This is a genomic window from Buttiauxella cochleicola (assembly GCF_021282405.1).
GTDB classification, from domain to species: domain Bacteria; phylum Pseudomonadota; class Gammaproteobacteria; order Enterobacterales; family Enterobacteriaceae; genus Buttiauxella; species Buttiauxella massiliensis.
Window position 1 is genome coordinate 1 of the sequence record NZ_JAJSOU010000031.1, and the last position, 4,211, is coordinate 4,211.

Genomic DNA, 4,211 nt, shown 5'->3' on the forward strand with positions numbered 1-4,211 from the left:
GCAGCGATGCTAAAACTCCCCTCGAGGCGTGAGCGTGAATATGCAAGGGAAGTGAGAGAAAAAAGGTCGAAATATCCCTTAAAAAACAATGCCGGTCACCTTAAGTGACCGGCATTAGCCGATTGGCACCTTTTTTATTGGTTATTCTTTTTCCAGCTTTGGCTTGTTGTCGATGTTGGTCAACACGCCGCTGCTGTTGAAGGTCAGCGTCAGCGTTTGCTGAGTGACATTTTCATGCCCTGGTTGCTGGCGGAAAACATAGAACCAGGTACTTGTACCGAATGGATCGGTCATCATTGGTGTACCCAGAGCATACGCAACTTGTTGTTGAGTCATGCCAGTACGAATCTTTGACACATCGTTCTGTGTCAGGTAGTTCCCCTGGTTAATGTCGGGGCGGTAAACCACTCGCTCCAGAGTGGAACAGCCTGCGGTCAGCATAAGAAGAACCGCTGCGGCAGCAGTCAGCGTTTTACAGCGCATAGTGATTTGATTCCTTTTCGGGCCCGAGCAGCACATGGCTCATTCATAATATGCCGATGATAATAAACCTTTACGCAGTTTAAAACATTAAGGCGCTTAACTCTGACCCTGGTTCGGCAAAAAAGTTGGCTTAAAACCTGCTCAATTAACAATATGCTAGCGGAATGCTTGTTTTTTGAACGATGCATATCATGCACTGCATAATGTGTATCGACAATAGCCGTTAAGCTGCCAGTAACTCTTTTGCGTTGGCAAGTGTATTGCGTGTGACTTCGCTGCCACCGAGCAAACGAGCCAGCTCTTGCAGGCGTGAGCGTTTATCCAACGGCTGCATATGGGTTTCCGTCATTTCACCATCTGTTTCTTTGCTGACAAAGAAGTGATGATGCCCACAACCGGCAACCTGTGGCAGGTGGGTTACGCACATGACCTGTGTTGATTCGCCCAACTGGCGGAGTAATTTGCCTACCACTGCGGCGGTTGGGCCGCTGATCCCAACGTCCACTTCATCGAAGATTAAGGCTGGGGTTTCCATTTTACGCGCCGTGATCACCTGAATGGCCAGAGCAATACGTGAAAGCTCACCACCTGACGCCACTTTTGCCAGTGGTTGTAATGGCTGCCCAGGGTTAGTCGTTACGCGGAAATCAATGCGGTCTGCACCGTCGGCGGTTAGGTGATTCTCGTTAAACTCTACGTCGATAGCCAGTTTACCGTGTGGCATTGATAGCGAATGCATGCTTTCGGTAATCAATTCGCAAAGCTCGGCAGCGTAATGTGCACGGCGCTGATGCAATTCATGCGCGATACTCAGTGCTTGCTGATGATGGAGAGTCAATGCTTGCATCAATTCGTCCTGAGAGCTGGCCTGCTCGTCGAGCTGTTGCAACTCTTCCAGCAGTTGCTGGTGGAAAACCGGCACTTCTTCAGGTGCTATGTGGTGCTTGCGCGCCAGCGAGATTTGCCTGGAGATCCGCTGCTCCAGCTCATACAAACGGTTTGGGTCCAGATCCAGTCGGTCGCAGTAGTGACGTAACTCATCGCTAGCTTCAGAAATCTGAATGTTGGCCTCTTCCAGCATATTCAATACACCAGATAGTTTTGCGTCCATTCCGGCTAATTCTTCCATCAGATGGCGCACGGTATACAGTTGGCTTTGCAGATTGTTGTCTTCGCCATCGGCAAGGATCGCCAGCGCTTGTTGACTGGTAGAAATCAGTTGCCCGCTGTTTGCCAGCCGTTTGTACTCTTCGTCGATTTGTTCGAATTCACCTGCGACAGGTGAGAATTCATTGAGTTCTTTTAGCTGGTAATTAAGCAGTTCAGTACGTGATGCACGTTCCTGAGCAAGTTGCTGATACTGTGCAAGAGTTCGGCAGCTTTGATGCCATTCGCGGTAGTGTTCTGCCATTTGCTGCAAGAGGGCAGCTTCCCCAGCATAACCATCAAGCAGGTTTTTTTGATGCTCAGGTTTCAACAAAAGTTGGTGCGCATGCTGTCCGTGAATTTGAATCAGCATCTGGCCGAGATCACGCAGCTGTGAAAGAGGAACGGCAGTGCCATTAATAAAGCCGCGTGAGCGACCATCACTGCTGATAACACGACGCAATAAGCACTCGCGGCCATCATCAAGCTGGTTTTCTTCCAGCCAACGCAAAGCTGCGGGGGTATCTTTCAGGGAGAAACGGGCGCAGAGGTCGGCACGGCTGGCACCACGGCGCACCATGTCTGCTTCAGCGCGACCGCCGAGACACAACCCCAGGGCATCAATCGCAATAGATTTACCGGCACCTGTCTCACCGGTAATGGCTGTCATGCCGTGGTGAAAATCAATTTCCAGTTCACGAACGATTGCGAAGTTACTGATGGTGAGTTGTGCCAGCATAATAGCTTTCCTGTATGAAAAGACATGACTGTATTTTCATACAGTATAAACTGGTTTTATATACAGTAAAGAGCCTGGGCCGCTTTTTAGAACAATTTTTTTGACCAGCCGAGTTTTGAGCTCAATGTATTGAAATAACTGTAATCTTTTGGGTGGATAAGATTGAGATGGTAATCGCAACGGCGAATCAGTACATCTTCCCCTTCCTGAATCGGCAGGGCAATCTGGCTGTCACAGCTGATTTCCAGGTCGCTACGCATGTGCGAGAACCGCAGCCGGATAGTGCTGCTGCTGTTGATAACCAGCGGGCGGGCAGAAAGCGTGTGTGGGAACATTGGCACAAGTGTAATGGCATCAAGTGATGGGGTCAGAATTGGCCCGCCAGCAGAGAGCGAATAGGCTGTTGAGCCGGTTGGCGTAGAGATGATTAACCCGTCAGAGCGTTGCGAGAAGGCAAAGATCTCATCGATATAGACTTCGAATTCAATCATGTGCGCCACTTTGCCAGGGTGCAGAACGACTTCGTTGATAGCTGTGCTCAGGCGCGTTGGGGTATCTTGTTGGCAAACTTGGGCTTCAAGCAAGAAACGGCGTTCTGCGATGTAATGCCCCTCAAGGACATCCGCCAGCTGTTGCTGGGCATTATCCGGGTCAAGGTCGGTTAGAAAACCCAGGTTGCCACGGTTGATGCCAATAACTTTAATATCATAGCGAGCAAGAACGCGGGCTGCGCCAAGCATATTGCCATCACCACCAACCACAACGGCGAGATCGGCCTGCTGACCAATTTCTGCCAATGTGCCGGTTTTCACGTTTTTGAGGTTAAGTTCCTGGGCAATTTGCGACTCAACAATGACATCGTAGCCCTTGGTGCATAGCCAGCGATACAGCATTTCATGCGTGGTGAGGGCTGTGGGGTGACGAGGGTGCCCGACAATACCAATGCAGTTGAAATGTTTGTTCATTATGCCGATGGTCCTTATACGCAGAGATGCAGTCATTTATGACAATATGTCACGTTCCCTTGAATCCAGGAAACTGATCCCCATAATAAGCGAACCAGCGAGATGAATGCTAAAAACGCGGAGAAATTCATGAGTAGTAAAGATCAGAAAACACCAGACGAGCAAGTCTCGGACGAAATTGCAATGGAAAGCCACGAAGAAGTCGAGGCCGTAGAGGGTGCCGAAGTGGTTGATCCGCGCGATGAACAAATTGCCGATTTAAAAGCGCAACTGGAAGAAGTTCAGCAGCGCGAGCGTGACCTGGCGTTACGCAACAAAGCGGAAATGGAAAACCTCCGTCGCCGCACCGAACTCGATATTGAAAAGGCGCACAAGTTCGCTTTAGACAAATTCGTCAACGAACTGCTGCCTGTTATCGACAGCCTTGACCGTGCTCTGGAAGTGGCTGACAAGTCCAACACTGATTTGGCCGCCATGATTGAAGGCATCGAATTAACTCAGAAATCGATGCTGGATGTGGTGCGCAAATTTGGTGTGGATGTGGTTGGCGAAACCAACGTGCCGTTCAACCCGGATGTGCATCAGGCAATTGCGATGGTTGAATCCGAAGATATGGCACCAAACCATGTGCTGATGGTGATGCAGAAGGGTTACACCCTGAATGGTCGCACACTGCGTGCAGCAATGGTTTCTGTGGCTAAAGCCAAAGCGTAATTCGTCAAATTGCATTAAATAAAAAGCCAGCCTTCGAGGCTAATGCCGGTCACTTAAGGTGACCGGCATTGTTTTTTAAGGGATATTTCGACCTTTTTTCTCTCACTTCCCTTGCATATTCACGCTCACGCCTCGAGGGGAGTTTTAGCATCGCTGCGTTGCTG

General features: G+C 49.7%; 4 protein-coding genes. 1 reads left to right on the forward strand and 3 read right to left on the reverse strand.

Features of this window, described 5'->3' with window-relative positions:
- Positions 1-141 precede the first annotated feature (141 nt).
- The 3 genes from bamE to nadK all read right to left on the reverse strand — a co-directional run bounded on the left by bamE (position 142) and on the right by nadK (position 3,333).
- Positions 142-483 (reverse strand): outer membrane protein assembly factor BamE, encoded by a 342-nt coding sequence (gene bamE / locus LVQ79_RS22420; protein WP_034457332.1) that lies wholly within the window; start codon positions 481-483, stop codon positions 142-144.
- A gap of 223 nt (positions 484-706) precedes the next feature.
- Positions 707-2,368: a DNA repair protein RecN gene (gene recN / locus LVQ79_RS22425; RefSeq protein WP_232867050.1), complete on the reverse strand. Its 1,662-nt coding sequence runs from the start codon at positions 2,366-2,368 to the stop codon at positions 707-709.
- Between the two features lie 86 nt (positions 2,369-2,454).
- Positions 2,455-3,333, reverse strand: coding sequence for an NAD(+) kinase (gene nadK, locus LVQ79_RS22430; protein ID WP_151996094.1), 879 nt, complete (start codon positions 3,331-3,333; stop codon positions 2,455-2,457).
- Between the two features lie 129 nt (positions 3,334-3,462).
- On the opposite strand from nadK, the gene grpE reads away from it, so the two are divergent.
- Positions 3,463-4,047, forward strand: a complete 585-nt coding sequence (grpE, locus tag LVQ79_RS22435; protein ID WP_232867051.1) for a nucleotide exchange factor GrpE — start codon at positions 3,463-3,465, stop codon at positions 4,045-4,047.
- The last annotated feature ends 164 nt before the right edge of the window (positions 4,048-4,211 follow it).

What these genes read in the sequence shown, in the direction of transcription:
- bamE (WP_034457332.1), bottom strand. Translation starts at nt 483, where the DNA reads ATGCGCTGTAAAACGCTGACTGCTGCCGCAGCGGTTCTTCTTATGCTG.
- recN (WP_232867050.1), bottom strand. Translation starts at nt 2,368, where the DNA reads ATGCTGGCACAACTCACCATCAGTAACTTCGCAATCGTTCGTGAACTG.
- nadK (WP_151996094.1), bottom strand. Translation starts at nt 3,333, where the DNA reads ATGAACAAACATTTCAACTGCATTGGTATTGTCGGGCACCCTCGTCAC.
- grpE (WP_232867051.1), top strand. Translation starts at nt 3,463, where the DNA reads ATGAGTAGTAAAGATCAGAAAACACCAGACGAGCAAGTCTCGGACGAA.